Source organism: Streptococcus sp. GMD4S, from assembly GCF_000296955.1.
Map to the genome: position 1 here is coordinate 1 of NZ_AJRE01000494.1, position 1,657 is coordinate 1,657.

A 1,657-nucleotide genomic window follows, 5' to 3' on the forward strand; every position below is an offset into this window, starting at 1 on the left:
GGAGTGGTTAGATGACTAGGGAACGTGTCCTCAAACTACCAGTTCTGGAAATTTTCGGCCCAACCTTTCAAGGTGAAGGTCGTGCTATTGGGCAGAAAACCATGTTTGTCCGTACTGCTGGTTGCGACTACCACTGCGACTGGTGTGACTCCGCCTTTACTTGGGATGGTTCTGAAAAACCAACTCGCATGACGGCTGACGAAGTCATTGCTGCCTTAGATAAATTGGGAAACTACGACTACGTTACCTTGTCTGGCGGAAATCCTGCTATCCTAGCAGCTAACATGGCTCAACTGGTCACCAAGCTCAAAGAACGCGGTGTCACTCTAGCTGTTGAGACCCAAGGCTCTCGCTGGCAAAACTGGTTAAAAGACATTGACCAAGTCACCCTGAGTCCCAAACCTCCTTCATCCAAGATGGAAGTCAACTTTGAGACCCTGGACTTTATCGTTTCCCAACTGGATCCAGATAAGGTCACCTTTAAAATTCCAGTCTTTGACGATGCCGATTTGGCCTTTGCCAGAGGCATACAAGAACGCTACCAACCAGATGTCCTCTTCTTATCGGCTGGAAATCCTGAGCCCAAGGCTACGGGTAATATTGTCCAAGATCAACTGGACCGCCTCAAAGAACTCTGGGAACGCATCGCTGCCGACGATAGCTGGGGCAATGTCCGCGTCCTTCCTCAACTCCATACCCTCCTCTACGATAACCAACGTGGAGTTTAAGATTAGAAAGAAAAAATCATGTCACAACAAGAAGAAATGAAAAAGCTCAGCCTACTAGGCAACAAAGAAACCAACTACATCTTTGACTATCAACCAGAAGTCCTCGAATCCTTTGACAATCGTCATGTGGAAAATGACTATTTCATCAAATTTAACTGTCCTGAATTTACCTCACTGTGTCCAATCACTGCTCAACCAGACTTTGCGACCATTTATATTTCCTACATTCCTGACAAGCTCTGTGTTGAGTCAAAATCCCTCAAACTCTACCTCTTTAGCTACCGAAACCACGGAGATTTCCACGAAAACTGTATCAACACCATCGGGAAAGACTTGGTCAACTTGCTAGACCCTCGCTATTTAGAGGTTTGGGGAAAATTTACACCTCGCGGTGGTATCTCAATTGACCCCTACTACAACTACGGTAAGCCTGGAACTAAGTATGAAGGCTTGGCAGAACAACGTCTCTTCCAACACGACCTTTATCCAGAGAAAGTTGACAACCGCTAAACTCATACGAAAAAGCCCTGTTCCTCAAAATGAGGAGCAAGGCTTTTTGAGTTTCAATTATTCTTCTGTTCCAAGGAAGTTTTTCGCAACAAGAGCTGCAAGAACCCCACCAACGATTGGCGCAAGGATGAAAATCCATACTTGTTGAAGGGCTGCTCCACCTACCAAAACAGCTGGTGCCAAGCTACGGGCTGGATTTACTGAAAGTCCAGTAATGTTCAATCCCACAAGAATCATCGCCATCAAGGACAAACCAATCACCAAACCAGCAATCGCACCATTGCCCTTGCTTTCTGAAGTCACTGTCATGATAACCACAACAAACAAGAAGGTTGCGATGACTTCAAACAAGAATCCACCAAAGACAGTGACACCGTTTGCCAAGGCATTTTCACCAAGACTAGCAGTTGACATGCCTG

At 45.9% G+C, this 1,657-nt stretch carries 3 protein-coding genes; 2 read left to right on the forward strand and 1 reads right to left on the reverse strand.

Going from position 1 to position 1,657, the window contains the following annotated elements; all coding sequences use genetic code 11:
- Nucleotides 1-11 precede the first annotated feature (11 nt).
- Nucleotides 12-728 (forward strand): 7-carboxy-7-deazaguanine synthase QueE, encoded by a 717-nt coding sequence (gene queE, locus GMD4S_RS12045; protein WP_000196454.1) that lies wholly within the window; start codon nucleotides 12-14, stop codon nucleotides 726-728.
- 18 nt (nucleotides 729-746) lie between these two features.
- Nucleotides 747-1,238: a preQ(1) synthase gene (queF, locus tag GMD4S_RS12050; protein WP_000082573.1), complete on the forward strand. Its 492-nt coding sequence runs from the start codon at nucleotides 747-749 to the stop codon at nucleotides 1,236-1,238.
- Between the two features lie 57 nt (nucleotides 1,239-1,295).
- Here the strand turns inward: queF and GMD4S_RS12055 are convergent.
- A partial coding sequence (locus GMD4S_RS12055; protein WP_000463514.1) for an aquaporin occupies nucleotides 1,296-1,657 on the reverse strand: 362 nt, incomplete at its 5' end.